Genomic DNA, 16,477 nt, shown 5'->3' with positions numbered 1-16,477 from the left:
AGCAGCAGCCGCTGATTGAATGAAATGCACATTTCTAAGCCGATGAGAGGCTAGCCGTTGGCCGGCTCGGCCAGTTCCGTGGGCACCACCACAATGCCCTGCTGCAGCTTGGAATGCTTGCGGCCATACAGAAAGTAAACCCCGAAGCCGAGCAGCATCCACACCACGGCCACTTGCAGCGTAAAGGCATCGAGGGCCACAATGAGCAGGGTGCAGAGTACGGCCCCCAGCGCGGGCACCAGCGGAAAGCCCGGCGACGAAAGCGGGGCCCGGAACGGCCGCGGCTGCTCGGGGTGGGAGCGGCGCATGAGCCACACGCCGATGCTCACCAGCACGAAGGCCAGTAGCGTGCCGAAGGAGGTCAAATCGCCCGCCAGCGAGCCGGGCACGAAGGCCGCAAACAAGCCCACGAACACCATTAGCATGAGGTTGGACTTGTAGGGCGTGCGGTAGCGCGGGTGCAGTTCGGCAAAGGCCGGCGGCATGAGGCCGTCCTTGGCCATGGAGAAAAACACGCGACTCTGGCCCATGAGCATCACCAGCACCACCGACGAGAAGCCCAGCAGAATGGCCAGCGTCACGGCCGTGGCCAGCCAGCCGTAGCCGGGCATGTGCGCCCGGATGGCGTAGGCCACGCTCGCCTCGGCCCCCAGCGAGGGGTCGGCAAACTCGCGCCAGTTGGCCACGCCCGTGAGCACGTGCCCAAACAGGATGTAGAGCACCGTGCAGATGGCCAGCGACCCCAAAATGCTCAGCGGCATGTCGCGCTTGGGGTTTTTGGCTTCTTGGGCGGCCGTGCTCACGGCATCAAATCCAATGAAGGCGAAGAACACAATGGCCGCCCCGCCCAAGATGCCGCCCAGGCCATGCTTGTTCCAGGCCGAATACTCGCGCACCACCGCGCCGGCTGCATTGCGCACCGGCGCCGCGTTTTCGGGAATGAGGTAAGGCGTGTGGTTGGCGGGGGTGATGAATTGCCAGCCGACCCCGATAAAGAGCAGTACCACCGCCACCTTGACGACGACCATGACGGAGTTGAACACCGCCGATTCCTGCGTGCCCTTCACCAGCAGCAAGCTCAGGGCCACCACCACCAGCACCGCCGGCAGGTTGATAAGCCCGTGCTGCGTGACGCCGCCCAGCACGGCGCTTTCCAGTGGGGAGTGGCACCAGGCGTAAGGCATCTGAATGCCAAACGCCTGCAAGAGCTTGTTCAGGTATTCACTCCAGCCGATGCTGACGGTGGCCGCGCCCAGCGCGTATTCCATAATCAGGGCCCAGCCAATCACCCAGGCCACGAACTCGCCCATGGTGGTGTAAGCGTAGGTGTAGGCCGACCCAGCAATGGGAATCATGGCCGCGAACTCGGCGTAGCATAACCCCGCGAACACGCAGCCCAGCGCCGCCAGCACGAAGGCCAGCGTCACGCCCGGGCCCGAGGCCTGCGAAACAGCATTGGCCGTGCGGATAAACAGGCCGGAGCCGATGATGGCCCCCACGCCCAGGGCAATGAGGTTGCCCGCGCCCAGCGTGCGCTTCAGCGCGCCGTGCCCGGAGGCGTTGGCCTCGCCCAGCAGCACGGCCAGGGGTTTGGTGGCGAAGATGTTTTTCATGAATGCGAGGCAGGAGTAAGGGGTGAGGCAATGCCAACGGAGTGAGAGCCGCCCAGCTGCCGGGCCAGCTCGCTGATGCGGGCCAGGTGGTGGTCGTCGTGCTCGGCCACGAACAAAAACAGGTCCGTCGGCCGCATCGGCGTGCGCATGCGCGGGTGCAGCCCCGACCGGCTGAGCACGGCCTCGTCTAGCGCCTGCAGGCGCTGCACCGTGCGCATGCGCTGCTGCCGGAAACTGCCCAGCAGCGCGGGCAGGGCCGTGGCGTTGTGATTCGCCCGGGTCGTGGCCTCGTTGGTCAAATCGGTTGGGCGCAGCTCGGCCTTACCGGCTGCGATGTCTTCCAGCCGGCCCAGCCACAGGGGCTCCAGGTCCCCGAGGTGGCCCGCGTTTTCCTGGATGGTCCAGGTGCCGTCCACGCGCGCCGTCAGCCATTCGGGCGGCATCGCGGCCAGCTTTTCTTCCAGTCGGGCCGGGGTGCCCGCCAGCCGCTCCAGCAGCGAGGGCAGCAGGCGCGGGTCGGCCAATTGAGAAAATTCGCGCTCAAACCATTTGAGTTGTTTCATGCGGGGGGATTGGCAAGGGGCCGCAAGGCCGGGTTTTGAATGCGGAAGGGGAATGCCCGCCGCGCTAGGTTGGGGGCTGGGCCAGCGCGATGGCCTCGCGCACGAGCCCGGCCAGGCGAATAAGGCCGGCTTCTACCTCCTCGCTGAACGGCAGCCCGTAGCTGAGCCGGAAGCAGTTGTGGTATTGCTCGTGCAGGGTAAACATGCGGCCCGGCGCCAGGCTGATGCCCGCCTGCGCCGCCCGCCGAAACAGCGCCGTGGCGCTGACCTGGGCCGGCAGCTCCACCCATAGCAGAAAGCCGCCCTGCGGCCGGCTGACCTTAGCACCCGGAAAGTGCTGCTCCAGGACCCGGGCGTAGCGCCGGTAGTTGTCGAGCAAAAAGCGCCGCAGCCGCTGCAGGTGCAGCTCGTAGCGGCCGGTGGCCAGCAAATAGCCAATGGCCTGCTGCGTGAGCCCCGGCGAGGCCACCTGCTGGTAGAGCTTCAGCCGCTTGATTTGCTCCAGGTAGCGGCCGGGCGCCACCCAGCCCACCCGGTAGCCGGGGGCCAGCGTCTTGCTCACCGAGCCGCACCAGAGCACGAGGCCGGTGGTGTCGAAGGCCTTGCAGGGCTTGGGCCGCTGAGCTCCGAAGTGCAGGTCCCCGTAGAGGTCGTCCTCGATGAGCGGCACCTGATAGCGCTCGAGCAGCTGCACCAGCCGGCGCTTGTGGGCTTCGGGCATGCAGCTGCCCATGGGGTTGAGGAAATTGGGCGTCAGCAGGCACACCTGCACGCGGCCCGCCGCCAGGTGCTCGGCCAGCGCGTCGAGCTCCACGCCGGTTTCGGGGTGGGTGGGCAGCTCCAGCACCTGCCGGCCCAGGGCGCGGGCCAGCTGCAGCACGCCCAGGTAGGTGGGGCTTTCCACGGCCAGCGTGTCGCCGGGCTTGGTCAGGGCCAGCAGGCACAGCGACATGGCCGCCATGCAGCCCTCTGTAGTTAGCAGCTCGTGCTCCGTGAGCTGCCCGCCCCAGAGCAGGCTATAGCGGGCAATCTGCTGGCGCAGCAGCAGGTTGCCCTGCACGGGCTCATAGCGGGTGCCGGCCTGCGGCAGCTGCTGCTGGGCCCGCCGCATGGCCTCGGCCAGCCGGGCCACGGGCAGCACCGAAGGGTCGGGACCCGATAGCGAAAGCGGCAGCAAATCCGGCCGGTGCATCTGGGCCGAGTATTCGGCAATCAGGTCCTCGGCTTCGCTGAAGGCTGCGGGCGCCGGCGGGTGTGCGGCGGGCTGCGTGGGCGTGGGCTGGGCGGGGGCGGCCCGGCCCGCCGCCCGCACGTAGTAGCCCGACTGAGCCCGGACTTCCACCAGCCCGCCCGCCTCCAGCGCGTAGTAGGCCTGCAAAATGGTGCTCACGCTCAGCCCCTGCTCCCGGCTCAGTACCCGCACCGAGGGCAACTTGTCGCCCGCGCGCAGCACGCCGCCCCGAATCTGGGCCGTCAGGTGGTGGGCCACCACTTGGTACTTGTGCAGCGGGGCAGCGCCGGGCAGCGTAGGGTTCATGGTAAGTCAAAGGTGTTGATAATGAACAGGAGAATCCGGTCGGGGATGCACCGCGAGTCAGGCGCCGGCCGCCGGCGCCGCGTAGTGCGCCCGCACCCGCTGCACCCGGCCCTGGGCGTTTAGCTCCATGTATTCGGCGGCCGGCCAGTCGTTGATGCTGCGGTAGCAGAGCACCACCGACTGCACGCCGGGCAGCACCTGCTGCAAGTCAAAGCGCAGGTCGGGGTAGCGGGCCAGGCCCGTGGCAAAGTAGGCGCGCAGGGCGGCTTTAGTGTGAAGAGTGCCGCTGGCGTCCGCACCCAGCTGCTGAATCAGCGGCGAGCGGAAGTCCAGCTCGTCGGCGTAGTGGGCCATGATGCGGTCTAAGTCGTGGGCATTCCAGCTGTCGACCCAGTCGTGGGCAAAGGCGGTGGCTTGTTCGGGGTTCATGGGAAAAGCAGAATGGCAGTGGCACGGGCGGCGCCGGAACCCGACAAAAGTCCGGGGCGCTGTACCGCCAAAACAGAGGCAGTTTTCGACTTATTGCACCAGCACAGTTGGCCCCTGCGCCACCATCCGGATGCCCCAATAGGCCCGGCGCCCGCCTCGACAGTGTGCTTTTGGCCGAGCAAGAGGCCATTGCCGTGCATGTTTAGTCGATGCCAAGGGGATGGTTGGTGCCCTTCGTTCTGGTGGCCTGCGTAACCTAGGTGCGCGGCATGCCTAATGTAACTTGACGGTAATGGCGTTTCGCGCCCAAGCATTGAGGTGAGCCTGGAGTAGGGCCGAAGAGCTGCTACACAGAAGCACATAAACTTGCTTCACATAAACCGATTGTATCTGTCTTTAAGGGGCGCGCTTCACGCCAGAATTGCTCAGATTCATGGTTGTGAAACGACAATCTTAGTCCGGCGGACCGGGCAATTTTAACCAACCCCAATTGGAGCAACCCAAAAACCTTGGGTTCCCTTACGGGGCATCCGGAAAAGCAAAAGGCCCATCGCGTGCTGCGGAGGACCTTTTCTGTGGTCGTGCGATGCCTTGCTTCATCAGCTAAGTCGAGCCTGAGGGTACCCCGGAAAACGAAAATGCCCTTCCTGCTCGCAGGAAGGGCATCGTTTATAGTCCGTAGGGGGCTGGAAACTAGTGTCCAAAGGCATCTAGCAAAAGCTGCTGGCAACTACTATACGGCTTTCGTGTGCTAAGAAGAGAAGCATAATGACTACCCACAAGTAACCTGGATGGCCTAAATGAATCAGTAGGGCCCCTGGCGGGTCCCCGCTACCTCACTTGCTTGCGCTGTATTTAATTATGTCTGACTGTGGCCAGTAACTCCCGAATGACCACGACGCGGTTGACGATGTGAGTGTAATGATGGCTGGCAGGTACCACCACTTCGATGCCCCGGCGCGCCTCCCGACTGAAGCGGCTGCACCCGGCCTGCTCCCACGGGCCTACCCCGAGTGGGCACCCCTGTACTTGGAGCTGTCGGTGCCCGATATCACGCCTCAGGTAGCCGCTGGACTCAGCAGCAAGGCCTATTTTTCTCGGCAAGCCCCGGCGTTGGAAGCCATCATCCGCCAATGAACCGGCTTAACTGCTGCTCTCATTGAGGCGGGCTTTTGTGTTGCCGACGACTGGGCAATGGCCCACGCAATTTCTTCATTTGCGAATTCTCTCGCCGTGACGCTCCTTGCCCTCGCAAATCCGGTCACCCGCTGCTGGCCCAGCTGAGGAAACCCCAGAAGCATCAATAAAAGCCCTGGCCACCGAGCCGGGACTTTTCTGTTTGCAGAGGACGCACCACTCCGTCGGCCCGCGTTGTGCTGCGGGCGCAGCCCCGCAGGCGTCCCCAAGCCAGCTTGCATCACAGGGAAAACCCAGGAATCAAATCAAGATGGCAAACGTGAGCATTCCGTACGCAATTAAGGCCCCGGTGTAGCCTATCAAAAACAGGGTCAACGCCAACAGGCCCGGCCAGCTATTTAGGCAAAACACCGTTCGGAAGAAGCGATAAAGCAAGCACAGCAGGACCAGCAAGCTGGCCCCGACCACCGCCGTGACCACATACGCGTTGGCAAAGGCCAGCTCGGCGGCGCTGGCCAGCAGGCTACCGAGAAGAAAAAAGCCAATGAGGACAAGCGAGTTGATTTCCAGAGCGGCCACCCCCAGGTCGTAGGCCGTGAGCCGGTGGCTGCCGTGGAAGCGCCGGGTGCCGGCGTTCACCGCCCACAGCACCGGCACGGTGAGCGGAATGAGCAGAAAGGCCAGCAGCTTGCCGTAGGCTTGCTTGCGCTGGTCGAAGCCGGCGGCTACCTGTGCTTCGGGTAGCCGCTGTCGGCGCATCTTGGCTTCGGCCAGGCGGCGTTTGAAGGCGCCCACGCCGCCGCCCTGCACCTCTTGCCGGTAGGAGGTGACCATGTTGCTGCGGATGCTGTGCTGGTTGGGGAACAGAAAGTACAGCAGCGTGGCGATGAGGAAAAGCGAACTGAGGCTAAAATGCCGCACGGTGATGCCGGCAATGGCGTCTTGGGCCTGCAGGCCGGGCCGGGTCAGCAGGTTGCGCAGCGCCGCTACGAACTTGCCGTCCAGGTGGGTGAGGTGATGAAAGAACTCGTGGGCGAGGTGGCGGAGCTTCCGGTCTTCCGGCCGAATTTTCTTCTGCCCGCAACGGTGGCAGTAGGGGCCGTGGAGCGCGGCGTGGCAGTTTTTGCAGGTAGGGGTATGGGTCATCGAGGAGAGATGCGCTTCATGGTTGCCTTCACTTAAAACCAGGTCCTGGCGTCAGCAGTCCCTGGTTTTAAGTGAAGGCATGCTGTCGCAGGGGGCGCTCAACGATGCACGCTTAGCCCGCGCGGCGCTTTTCATCTTCGGCGCCGTCCGCGCGGCGGCGCGCGGGAGCGACCTTGCTGTTGCCGAAGCGGTAGGAAAAGGAAAGCGTGACCTGCCGCGAGTCGCGGCGCTGCCGGTAGTTTTCTACATAATTGCCGTAGGTGGACGTCACGCGGGCGGTCTGCGTGTAGAGCAGGTCGGCCCCGCTCAGCTTGAGGGTGCCTTTGCCGTCCCACAGGGCTTTTTGCACCCCGGCCGCGAGTTCGCCCAGGGGCTGCTGCACCAGGAAGCCGTACACTTGGCGCGACTCGTAGCGGCCATTCAGTTCCGCGCTCCAGCCCCTGCCGAACGTCAGGGAGTGGTTGGTCGTCAGCTGCAGCGTGAGGCCGCCGCGGTTGAGGCTAGTGCTGCCCAGCTCGCCGCTGAACCGGTTGTAGTACAGCACCGCGTTGGAGTAGGCCGTCCACCACTTGGCCAACTGCACGGGGGCCGTGAGGGTGAGGCCGAAGTAGTGCTGCTGGCTGAGGTTGCGCACGGTGGAAAGCACCGTGCTGTCGGTTTCGAGCTCGAACACGCTGACGATGGGCTGGCTGGTGAGGCTGTAGCTCAGGCCCAGGCTGTACTTCTGCCGGAAGGTGTGGGTCAGGTCGGCGGTGTAGCTGGTTTGGGGCCGCAGCGCGGGGTTGCCGCTGGCAAAGGTGGTCCGGTCGGTGATGGCGCGGAAGGGGTTCAGCTGCGAATACGTGGGCCGGTCGATGCGCCGGCTCAGCGAAAAGCTCGTTTCGTGCCGCTCCGAGAAGGCGCGTTTGAGGGCCGCGCTGGGAAACAAATTCAGGTAGTGCCGGGTAAAATTCTGAAATTCCACTTCGCGCTCCTGCCGGCCCACGGTGGTGGTGTGCTCGGCGCGCAGGCCCGCCGTGAGCGTCAGGCCCGGCCGCTTGCGGGTGAGGGTGAGGTAGCCGGCGCGGATGGTTTCCTCGTATTGAAACCGGTTGGAGCGGCCGAGGTCGAATTGCTGGTTCGTGTAAAAGCGCAGGTCGTTGTCGGTGGTCACCCGGCTCATTTTCGCGCCGGCTTCCAGGCGGGCCTGCGGGCCCAGGGGCTGGGCGTAATCCACGTTGGCCGACCATAAGTTGATGTCGCCGGTTTGCACGCTGCTGTTCTGGTCCAGCGGCACTTCCTGCAAGGTGTAGGTTTGCAGCAGGTTGTCGCGGTCGGCGGTGAAGTAGCCATAGTCCAGGTCGGCGGTGAGCTCGCGCGTGCCCACCGAGTCGTCGAACACGTGGCGCAGGTTCAGGTTGGCGTTGGTCTTGGTCAGGTAGCGGTTCGAGTAATTGGTGGAGTAGTAGGCTTCCGCGGTGCCCTGGGCCAAGCTTCGCACCACGGCCGCGTTGAGGCCGTTCACCACGGCCCGGTTGCTGGCGCTGTTGCCCGTCACGCCCACGGTCGTGCGCTTCGAGAGGGCGTAGTCGGCCCCGGCCTTCCAGCCCTGCACCCGCACGTTGTTGGGCAGGTGGTTGTCCTGGTCCGATTGCGCCATCAGTTGGGAATTTTCGCCACTGGCCCGGTAGAAGTTGCGGTGAATCACCAGGTCCGTCACCCCGGTGCGGTCGCCGTAGTTATAGGCGCCGAACAGGTTGACCTTTTGATGGCGATGATTCAGGCTCAGGCCGCCGGCGTATTTGTTGTAAGGGCTATAGCCGTAGCTGCCGTTCACGGTGCCGTTGGTGCCCTGGCGCTGGTCCTTTTTGAGGTTGATGGCGATGATGCCGGCCCCGCCCTGCGCGTCGTACTTGGCCGGCGGGTTGGTGATGAGCTCGATGTTTTTGAGCTGTTCGGCGGGCAGGGCGCGCAAGTAGTCGGCCAGCTCGGCGCCGCTCATGGGCTGGCGCTTGCCGTCGATGAGCACCAGCAGGCCCTGCTTGCCGCGCAGGGCCAGGTTGTCGTTGGCGTCCACGGTCACGCCCGGGGCGCGGCGCAGCACGTCGAGGCTGGTGTTGCCGGCCGCCAGCGTCGAGCCCTCCACGTTCACGATGGTGCGGTCGGCTTCCCGCTCATACAGCGGCAGCTTGCCCACCACCTTCACTTCCTGCAGCTGCGTGGCCGCGCTGATGGCCAGTTGCAGCACCGGCAGCTCTACCGGGGCCCGGCCGGCGTCGAACGGCCGCGACCAGCGCCGCTCAAACCCCACCTGCGCCGCCGACACCACGTAGCGCCCCGCCGGCGCCGCCTCAAACTGAAACGTACCCTTGTCGTCGCTAAACTCGGTCTTGACCACGGTCGAATCCGCGGCCCGGTGCAGGGTCACCGTGGCGTACTCAATGGGCACGCCGGCCGGCGTTTGCACCGCGCCGCGCACCCCCGCGGGCGTTTGGGCCCGGGCCCACGGGGCCGCCAGCAGCAAGAGGAGGGCCAGCCTGCCGCGCAGCGGGGCAAGAAACAGGTGCAGAAAAAAGGAGGGCGTTGTCATGGAAATAAGGTTAAAGGATGCAGAAAAGGTGGTATTTCAGTGCGGTAAGATTTCGAAAGACTCGTGGCCGGCTCGCCGCTGCCTTGGGCAAGGCCGTTGAAGCCGTGGTTTTGGCGGTACTCAGCCCCGGTTTGGCGGGCGCGCAACACGGGCGTCACGCTCACGCGGGCTTCCGGCTGGCACTTGGCGTACACTCGTCCTCATTGTTCGGCTTGTACAGCAGCGATGTTGTTATCCATACCCCCGTCGAATAGCAGGTGATTGGGGTCAATGCCCGCCCGCGCGGGTTTGCGTGGCACCGTCACGGTAAGCTGCTGCCTGCCGGAGCGAATGCGGTGCTGCCGCAGGTAGAGCAAGCCCGCCGACTCGTTTTCCTCCTTGGCGGAGGCAAACAGACCAAGCTGCACCCAGTCGTTCATGGGGACTTCCGTTTCAAGGCCGTTGGCCTCGATTACCACCTTGCGCGCCTGCACGTCCAGCGTCACCTGCCAGGTCCCGGCTGCGGTTTTTCGGGTGGTGACATTCTTCGTTTCCAGTTCCCAAAAGGTATTGGCGGCGAATAAATCGTGCAGCAGGTAGTGCAGCGAATCCGGGGTGGCTGCCCGCAGTTCCCGGTAGAGGTCGAGCGGGGTCGGCAGCGGGGTTCTTCCCAATGCTTGTTTTTCGAGCAACCGGCGCAGGGCCGTGTGCACCTGGTCTTTGCCCGCGTACTCCCGCAGCGCGAACAGGGCCAGCGGGCCCTTGCGGTAGTATTGCACGCGGTCGGTTGCCCGCAGCAGCGGCTCAGCGGCCCGCGCCCGCCCGCCCAGAAAATCTTCGCGCACCATGCCCAGTAGTTGGCGCAGCTTCGCCGGCCCTTGCGCGGCTTCCACCACTTCCAGGGCCGAGTACCAGGCCAGGCTCTCGGTGAGCAGCGCCGCGCCTCCCACCTGGGCCGGCGCGAGCTGGTGCCCCCACCAGTGGTGCGCCACCTCGTGCGCCACCGTCGCCGACGGCAAATCCACGCCTCGCGGGTCTTTATCGGGGTCGAGCAGGGCAAATCCCTCCTCGTAAGAAATGTTGGTTGGGTGGGCGAACAGGGTTTTGCTGTCGCCGGGCACTTCCACGAGCCGCAGCTGGCGGTGCGGGTAGGAGCCAAACTGGCGGGAAAGGTAGCCGAGCGCCGCCTGCGCCGCGCGTAGCATCCGCTCCACGTTCAGGCGGTGGCCGGGGTGGTGCAGGATTTGTATTTCCGTGTCCTTCCACTTGCCTTGGCGCACGGCGTAGGCGGCGGAGAAGAAGGCGACGCTGTTTTTAATGGGCGCGTCGGTGCCGTAGTGAAAGTAGCGCCGCCCGCCCCGCGCCCACGTCTGGCGCAGCGTGCCGGGCGCCACGGCGGTTTGCCCCACGTCGGTGCCCACCACGGCGTCAAGCATAATCTGCTCTTGCCCCGCCACGTCCCGAAGCGCCATGGGGTCGTCCAGGGGCGTTACTGCTGGGCGCGGGGCCAGCCCGTGGCTTCGCCGCTGCCGGGCGTCCCGAAACTCGCGGCTTCGCTGATAGCCCACGCTGGGCAGCCACCAACCGTCAACGTACGTGCCGTTCGGCACCACCGACGCGTCCAGCTGATTCGGGGCAAAGCCCTGGGGCGCAAAGCGCACGTCGAAGGTGAGTTGCAGGGAGTCGCCCGGCAGCAGCGGCTTTTTCAGCGCGTAGATGTGATGGCCCAGCGCGTCGTCTGCCATCGCGGGGCGCGCCGGCACGTCGAAGCCCACCGAACGCGTTTCCACGCCCGGGGCGGTGGCCACGTGCACCGAATCGATGGCTGAGCGGGTGTTATTGACCAAGCGGCAGGTACCGCGCGCCTCTACGGCCCGCCGCTTGGGGTAAATTTCGACGCGGAGGTTGGCGCTGATTATGCGGGGCTGCGGGATGCCGGCGTACCGGCCGTATTTCCGCTCGTAGTCGGCTCGCCACGCTTCTGTGTCGGAGGTGGCTGGCTTAGTGCCCGGCACATTTAGGTTGTAAAAGAGCAGGCCGCCACCGGTGATAATGAGCGCCACGGACGCAGCAAGGATTGCGGCGATGCGGCGGCTAAGGCGGCGGCGCGCCCCGCGGAGCCGCGGCCCCAAGCCCCGCTCACCGCCCCGGGCCCAGAACAGCTGCGTCAGCACCGCCAGCAGCAAAGCCCACGCCGCCCAGTAGCCCTTGAACAGCAGCCACGGCCCGAGGTACGGTTCGAGCCCGCGCATATCCGAATACGACCACCCCGGGTCCGAGCCGTAAGCCAGCAGGCCCGGCTCCAGGCCGAGCTGCGAACCAAAGGCCACGGCCACGTACGCCAGTATTGCGAGCAGGTGGGCCACGTATTTTTGGTCAACCACCACGTGTACCGTGAAGGCGAGCACGGCAAACAGGAGGTAATCGGTGAGCCGGAGCCCCAAAAGGATTTGGGCGTACAGTCCCAGCTCAAAGTGGTAGTACCCCAAGCGCACCTGCACAAGCATGGCGGTGGCAATGAGCAGCGCCTGCACGGCGATAAGCGCCAGGCCCAGCCCCGTAAACTTGCCGGCGAAGGAAACCCACACCGGCACAGGGGCCGCCCCGGCAATCCCGCCCAGTCCGGCTTCGCGCTCCCGCCACACGAGCTCGCCGGCGTAGTAGACGATGAGCAGCGGAATGACCAGCCACAGGCCGTGGTCGCCGGTATTTTCCAGGATGTTGACGCCCTTGCCGGTGGCCGGAAGCTCAGGCACATCGTAGTATTCCGAGAACCACAGGGGGCCGGTCAGGAACACGAAGGCCGCCAGGATGGCCGCCCCAATGCTGCCCCAGCCCGTCACGATGAGTTGAAACGATTCCTTCGCCATGGTGAATGCCTGCACCACCCGGGCCCCAGGGCCGAACGCCGGCTGGACCGGCGGAACGGTGAGTTGGGGAATCCTTGCGGTTTGGATTCCGGCAGGCAAGGCGGCCGGCCCTTTTGGGCTTTGGGCAGCGCGGCCCCGCTGGCTGCCCTCGGCGAGGTGCGCGAGCCGGAATCGGAAATAGGTGAGCGCCAAAACGCCCAGCGCCACCCCCAGCCACAGCAGGCGGTTGGCGAGCATCGCCGGCTGTAGCCCGACTTGGAGCGTGTTTTTTTCGCTGGCCGACCAGAGCTCCGACAGTTCGCCCAGCCCCGTAAGCCCCAGCGGGTCCGTCAGCTTGCCGAGGGCCCAGTTTCCTTGGCTCACGGCCACGAACTGCCAGCTAACGACCGCGGCAAAGAAGACGAAAACGCCCCCCAGGTAGCTCACCACGCCGCGCCGGCTGAAAGCTGCCGCCGAAAACATGAAGGCCATGGCGATAAACGCGTTCGGCAGCGCGAGCAGGAAATACGCGCTTAGGTACGCGGCCGGCCGCATCGGGCCGATGAGGTCGCCGTGCGCGCCCGGCAGGAACGCCGCGGCGAGCAGGCCCGCCGGAATGGTGCTCATCAGCAGGGCGCTGAGGGCGAAGGCGGCAAGGAGCCGCCCGCCGAGGTAGGCGCCCTTGCCAATGGGCGCGGTGTAGAGAATTGGGTGCATTCGGGTTTCCACGTCGCGGGCCGCCGCGCCGCCCGCAAACGCCGCCAGCGGCAGCAGCCCCAACATGGACGCCACAAGCGTGACTTGCGCCACCGCAAACGGCGCGTTGAGAAAGTAGCCGCCCACCTGCGCTTCATTCACGAACACCTGCCGGGCCAGCAGGAAGCTTAGCCCCAGCAGGAGCAGGAAATAGAACCAGGTCGAGACCCGGCCCGCCTGGTAAACGAATTCAAATCGACAGACCTCCCACAGCTTCCTCATAGTTCCACCCTTCCTTCCTGAGTTGGAGTTTGTCCGTAGTGCCCGGCCATGGTGGTGAAGTAGACGTCTTCCAGGTCGGGCGGCACGGCTTCGAAGCCGGCTCCCGGTGCCGTTTCGCTGAACACCCGCACCACGGTGCGGCCCCCCAGCAGCTTGGTGGAAATAATGGCGTGGGCTTGCTCCAGCGCGGGCAGGGCCGGCTTGTCCACCACGCTGCGCCATACTTTCCCGTTTAGCTTTTCGATGGCCCGGAGCGGCTCGGCTTCGAGCAGGATGCGGCCTTGGTTGATGATGGCCATGCGGGGGCACAGCTCCGCGACGTCTTCCACGAGGTGGGTGGAAAGGATGACCACGCTGTTTTCGCCCAGCTCGCTGAGCAGGTTCAGGAAGCGCACCCGTTCGGCGGGGTCGAGGCCCGCCGTGGGCTCGTCCACAATCAGCAGCCGGGGGTTGCCCAGCAGCGCCACGGCCACGCCGAAGCGCTGGCGCATGCCGCCCGAGAAGCCCCCCAGCCGTTGCCGGCGCACGTCCCACAGGTTGGTTTGCCGCAGCAGGCCTTCCACCACGGGCTGGCGCGTGCGCCGGTTGGTGAGGCCTTTGAGGACGGCAAAATAATCGAGCAGGTCCTCCGCCCGGGCTTTGGGGTACACGCCAAATTCCTGGGGCAGGTAGCCCAGGGTTTGGCGCACGGCATCGGGCTGGCCGAGCACGTCGAGGTCGCCCAGCCGTATCTGCCCGGCATCGGGCTCCTGCAGCGTGGCCAGCGTGCGCATGAGCGTGGATTTGCCGGCTCCGTTCGGCCCGAGCAGGCCGTACATGCCCGCCGGAATGGTCAGCGTCACGTCCTGCAGCGCCTGCACGCCGTTGGCGTAGCGTTTAGAAACATTGCGAATGTGTAGTTCCACCGGTTTAATGGGAAATGGATGAACCTTAAAGCGGTTTTTGCGAAGGCTGCCGGCAGGAATTGAAGAGCCTGCGAAAAAGCAGCGCCTTGAGTGGCTCCTTACCGGCCGGCCCGGTTTACTTCGTCCAAGTCGCTGGCGCGGCGCTTGCTGTCGAACTTCTCGCCCCGGGCAAACTTGTAGCGTAAACTCAGGCGCACGGCTTGCTCGCCGCGGTACTGGGCAAACTCGTTGAGGCTGCTGTTTTGGCGGTAAACGCCTCCGATTTGGCGGGAGCGAAACACGTCCGTCACGCTCAGACTGGCTTCCAGCTGGTCTTTGGCGAAGGTGCGTTTCAGGCCCGTATCCACCCACGCGATGCCCTGCACCCGGTACACGCCGTAGATGCCCGGGCCCACATAGCTGCCGTTCACTTCCAGGCGCAGCTTGGCAGGCAGCTGCACGGTGTGGGTGGTTTGGGCGAAGAGGCTCAGGCGGCTGTTGCGCACGCCCTGGCCGTTGAGTTCGGTGCTCACCCGCTCGTAGGTGCCGGTCAGCACGTTGGTGGTCTGCCACTTGGCCATCAGCCGCCACGGCGCCGAGAGCGTGGCGTTGAAGTTTTCATACCGGCTCAGGTTCTGCTGCTGAAACACGGTGAGTGTGTCGCGGGTGTCCTGCAGCGGAATCTGGGCCATGTAGTCGCGGGTGTGGGCGTAGCCCACCGTCAGGTTGTAGAGCGATTTCCAGGTCTGGACCACTTGCAGCGAGGTGGTGTATTGCGGCCGCAGGCCAGGGTTGCCCTTCACCACCGAATAAGGGTCCAGGAATATCACGAAGGGATTCAGCTCCTCGTAGCGGGGCCGGTCGATGCGGCGGCTGTACTGGTAGCTGACCTGGTACTGGGGCGACACGGTTTGCTGCACAAACACGCTCGGAAACAGATTTAGGTAGCGCCGTTCACTCGTCTGGCCCAGCGTGCGGGAGGTGCCCCGGCTGTGGGTTTGCTCGGCGCGCAGGCCGGCCTCCACGCTCCAGCGCTTCGAGAGCGTGCGCGACAGGTTGGCGTAGGCCGCGTAGATGTTTTCCTGGTAGACAAAATGGTTGGTGCGGCCCAGGTCGGGCAGCGACTTTTCGGCCACCACGTTGAAAAACCGCAGGTCGTTGTCCGACACCACCTGGCTGATTTTGGCGCCGGCTTCCAGCTTGGTGTCCCGCGCCAGGGGCCGCTCCACGTCCAGCTTGGCGGCGTAGATGTCGTAGTTCACCGGGTTGTCGCTGGTGAGCAGCTGGTCGCGCACGGCGCCGGTTTCCCGTCGAATGTGGTTGGTAAACGCATTGCCGACCGTGCTGCTGAGGTTGACGTAATTCAGGTCGAGGGCCAGCGTGGTGCCCGCCGTGTCGAGCTGGCCGAGGTAGTGCAGGTTGGCGGTGTGGCTGCGCAGCTCGGAGGTGGTACGGGTGAGGGCGTCGATGAACTGGTTGGTGGCCGCTTGGTCGGAGCGCAGGCTGGTGGCGGTGCTCAGGTCGCGCGCCTGGTCGGCCCGCAGCACGTAGAGCATGCCGCCTAGCGTATGGCCGGGGCGCACGGTCCAGTCGGTGCCCAGGCGCAGCGCGGGCGAGTTGCGGAAGCCTTCTTCCCGCCCGGTCTGGTCGAACAGCAGCCCCTGACTCACATCCGAAAACACCCGCGTAAAAGCCAGCGTCCGCAAGGTGGGCCGGCGGGAGAAATCCAGGTTGCCGAAGGAATTCCAGGCCCCGCGCTTGTAGTTCAGCGTGCCGCCCGTGGTGTAGCCCGCCAGCCCGTTGTACTGCGCGCCCGCGTTCACGCTGCCGTTGAGGCCGCGGGCGGTGTTTTTCTTCAGCGTGATGTTGATGAGGCCGCCGGTGCCGGCGGCGTCGTACTTGGCCGAGGGGTTGGTAATCAGCTCCAGGGTTTTGATGTTGTCGGCCGCCATCGACTGCAGCAGGCTTTGCAGCTCCTTGGCCGAGAGATAGGTGAGCTTGCCATCAAGCATTACCTGCGCCCCCGCCTTGCCGTTGAGCTGGATGGCGCCTTCGGGGTCGATGAACACGCCCGGGGCCCGGGCCAGCACGTCGTAAGCCGTGTTGCCGGCCGCCAGAGCCTTGCCTTCTACGTTCACCACCAGCCGGTCGGCGTATTGCACGATGGTCGGCTTCAGGCCCTGCACCACCACTTCTTTCAGCGCTCTGGCTTCGGAAACTAGTTGAATGGTGCCAAAATCCTGGCCTTGGCCGGGCGCCGTCACCGCGAGGGGCCCGGACTGCCAGCGGCGGTAGCCCAGCGCCGAGATGCGCAGCCGGTACGCCCCCGGGGCTGGCGCGGGCAGCGCAAAGTGCCCCGCGCCGTTGGCCACGCCGCCCGCCACAAAAACCGAGTCCGCCGCGCGCACCAGCACCGCATTCGCAAAGGGCACGGCCTGGGATTTTTCGTCTGCGACCAGCCCAGTGAAAGAGCCGGCGGGTTGGGCCTGGCACAGGTGCCCGCTGCCCCACAGCAGCACCAGCAGCGAAAGCAGCGCTTTCATAAGAATAAACTTGAGAGGGTACGCCATTGGGGTAAAACGACAGCCTCAGCACCTCACCAGATAGGTATTGGGGTTGCTCGACTTGCCAGCCATCTCAAAAGAAACCCCCCGTCCGGCGCCCCGGCGCGGCGTTCGACACGTGGGCAGATATATTCGACACCCGGCCTTTTCAGACACCATTCTGCGCCGGCGCAACCTGCCGAATATATCCGCCCACGTGTCGAGTAATTGGGTTGGTTGCGCAAAAGCA

Annotated in this window: 9 protein-coding genes; all 9 read right to left on the bottom strand. The window is 65.1% G+C overall.

Going from position 1 to position 16,477, the window contains the following annotated elements:
- Positions 1-50 precede the first annotated feature (50 nt).
- The 9 genes from JAO73_RS15005 to JAO73_RS14965 all read right to left on the bottom strand — a co-directional run bounded on the left by JAO73_RS15005 (position 51) and on the right by JAO73_RS14965 (position 16,227).
- Positions 51-1,613 carry an amino acid permease gene (locus tag JAO73_RS15005; RefSeq protein WP_198977904.1) on the bottom strand — a complete coding sequence of 521 codons (1,563 nt, stop codon included), beginning with the start codon at positions 1,611-1,613 and terminating at the stop codon, positions 51-53.
- The gene (locus tag JAO73_RS15000) at positions 1,610-2,176 is read right to left on the bottom strand and encodes a DinB family protein (protein WP_198977903.1); all 567 of its coding nucleotides are present in this window, start codon (positions 2,174-2,176) and stop codon (positions 1,610-1,612) included. Before JAO73_RS15000 ends, JAO73_RS15005 begins: the two co-directional genes overlap by 4 nt.
- A 64-nt stretch (positions 2,177-2,240) precedes the next feature.
- Positions 2,241-3,713, bottom strand: coding sequence for an aminotransferase-like domain-containing protein (locus JAO73_RS14995; protein ID WP_198977902.1), 1,473 nt, complete (start codon positions 3,711-3,713; stop codon positions 2,241-2,243).
- A 57-nt stretch (positions 3,714-3,770) separates the two neighbouring features.
- A complete protein-coding gene (locus tag JAO73_RS14990) occupies positions 3,771-4,142 on the bottom strand; it encodes a nuclear transport factor 2 family protein (protein ID WP_198977901.1) in 372 nt (123 codons plus the stop codon).
- Positions 4,143-5,579: 1,437 nt separating this feature from the next.
- Positions 5,580-6,425 carry a DUF3667 domain-containing protein gene (locus JAO73_RS14985; RefSeq protein WP_198977900.1) on the bottom strand — a complete coding sequence of 282 codons (846 nt, stop codon included), beginning with the start codon at positions 6,423-6,425 and terminating at the stop codon, positions 5,580-5,582.
- A gap of 112 nt (positions 6,426-6,537) precedes the next feature.
- Positions 6,538-8,994: an outer membrane beta-barrel protein gene (locus JAO73_RS14980; protein WP_198977899.1), complete on the bottom strand. Its 2,457-nt coding sequence runs from the start codon at positions 8,992-8,994 to the stop codon at positions 6,538-6,540.
- Positions 8,995-9,194: 200 nt separating this feature from the next.
- Complete coding sequence (locus JAO73_RS14975; RefSeq protein WP_198977898.1) at positions 9,195-12,800, bottom strand: ABC transporter permease/M1 family aminopeptidase; 3,606 nt, start codon at positions 12,798-12,800, stop codon at positions 9,195-9,197.
- Positions 12,797-13,705, bottom strand: coding sequence for an ABC transporter ATP-binding protein (locus tag JAO73_RS14970; RefSeq protein ID WP_198977896.1), 909 nt, complete (start codon positions 13,703-13,705; stop codon positions 12,797-12,799). The genes JAO73_RS14975 and JAO73_RS14970 overlap by 4 nt, the downstream gene beginning before the upstream one ends.
- A gap of 98 nt (positions 13,706-13,803) precedes the next feature.
- A complete protein-coding gene (locus JAO73_RS14965) occupies positions 13,804-16,227 on the bottom strand; it encodes an outer membrane beta-barrel family protein (protein WP_198977895.1) in 2,424 nt (807 codons plus the stop codon).
- Positions 16,228-16,477: the final 250 nt, after the last annotated feature.

Origin of the sequence: Hymenobacter miniatus, assembly GCF_016427455.1 — a bacterium.
GTDB classification, from domain to species: Bacteria; Bacteroidota; Bacteroidia; order Cytophagales; family Hymenobacteraceae; genus Hymenobacter; species Hymenobacter armeniacus.
The sequence above is the reverse complement of the archived record's forward strand: the minus strand, read 5'-3'. Positions and strand labels throughout refer to the sequence as shown.

What these genes read in the sequence shown, in the direction of transcription:
- JAO73_RS15000 (WP_198977903.1), bottom strand. Translation starts at nt 2,176, where the DNA reads ATGAAACAACTCAAATGGTTTGAGCGCGAATTTTCTCAATTGGCCGAC.
- JAO73_RS14995 (WP_198977902.1), bottom strand. Translation starts at nt 3,713, where the DNA reads ATGAACCCTACGCTGCCCGGCGCTGCCCCGCTGCACAAGTACCAAGTG.
- JAO73_RS14965 (WP_198977895.1), bottom strand. Translation starts at nt 16,227, where the DNA reads ATGAAAGCGCTGCTTTCGCTGCTGGTGCTGCTGTGGGGCAGCGGGCAC.
- JAO73_RS14980 (WP_198977899.1), bottom strand. Translation starts at nt 8,994, where the DNA reads ATGACAACGCCCTCCTTTTTTCTGCACCTGTTTCTTGCCCCGCTGCGC.
- JAO73_RS14990 (WP_198977901.1), bottom strand. Translation starts at nt 4,142, where the DNA reads ATGAACCCCGAACAAGCCACCGCCTTTGCCCACGACTGGGTCGACAGC.
- JAO73_RS14975 (WP_198977898.1), bottom strand. Translation starts at nt 12,800, where the DNA reads ATGAGGAAGCTGTGGGAGGTCTGTCGATTTGAATTCGTTTACCAGGCG.
- JAO73_RS14985 (WP_198977900.1), bottom strand. Translation starts at nt 6,425, where the DNA reads ATGACCCATACCCCTACCTGCAAAAACTGCCACGCCGCGCTCCACGGC.
- JAO73_RS15005 (WP_198977904.1), bottom strand. Translation starts at nt 1,613, where the DNA reads ATGAAAAACATCTTCGCCACCAAACCCCTGGCCGTGCTGCTGGGCGAG.